The following is an 833-nucleotide window of genomic DNA, read 5'->3' as shown; positions in this document are numbered from 1 at the left end:
GCAGGTGACGCCGGGCACCCCCGAATATGAGCGCGCCCGCCGCCTGATGACCGCCGAGGTCAATGCCGCCATCGAAGGAGCGCTGGAGGCCGGGGCGAGCGAAATCCTCGTCAACGACAGCCACGGCGCGATGGTCAATCTGCTGCCGGACGAGCTGCACCCCGCCGCCGAACTGATCCTCGGCCGGCCCAAGCCCATCGGCATGTTCGCCGGGCTTGAACCGGACGCCGCCGGGGTGATGTGCGTCGGCTTCCACACGTCCGCGCGCCAGTACGGCATCCTCGCCCACACCACCAACAGCTTCGCCTTCGGCCGCGTCCGGGTGAACGGGCTGGAGCTGGGGGAGGCCGGCAATTACGGCGCCTATGCCGGCGAGATCGGCGTGCCGGTGATCCTGCTGAGCGGCGACGACCGCTTCGCCGCCGAAATGGCGCCGCTCTTCCCGGACGCCGAGCAGGTGGTGGTCAAGCAGGCGCTCGGCCAGCGCGCCGCCCGCTCCGTTGCGCCGTCGGTCTCCCGCGACCGCATCCGCGAGGCGTCGGCCCGCGCCGTCCGCCGCGCGTCCAGCATCCCGCCCTTCCGCGTTCCGCCGCAGGCCGACGGCGCGCCCTACCGGCTGGAGATCGAGATGAACAGCCCGGCGCTGGCAGATCTCCTTCCCGCGGACGCTGGAGATCGTCAAACGCCATGGGCTGCTGGTGAGCTGGCGCCATGCCGACACCGCCCGGCTGTTCGGCCCGTCGGAAGACGCGCTGACCTTCGGCAGCGAAGAGGATGCGGTGCGCCTTCTCTCCGCCCTGGCCGATGACGCCGACCGCCGCGCGCGGCTGCGG

Annotated in this window: 2 pseudogenes; both read left to right on the top strand. The window is 72.1% G+C overall.

Going from position 1 to position 833, the window contains the following annotated elements:
- Positions 1–46: 46 nt before the first annotated feature.
- Positions 47–595, top strand: a pseudogene (locus I71_RS30915) (M55 family metallopeptidase); the annotation flags it as partial.
- Positions 596–698: 103 nt separating this feature from the next.
- Positions 699–833: pseudogene (locus I71_RS41165) on the top strand (hypothetical protein); the annotation flags it as partial.

Origin of the sequence: Azospirillum sp. B506 (assembly GCF_000333595.1) — a bacterium.
In the GTDB taxonomy this organism is placed as follows: Bacteria; Pseudomonadota; Alphaproteobacteria; order Azospirillales; family Azospirillaceae; genus Azospirillum.
The sequence above is the reverse complement of the archived record's forward strand: the minus strand, read 5'-3'. Positions and strand labels throughout refer to the sequence as shown.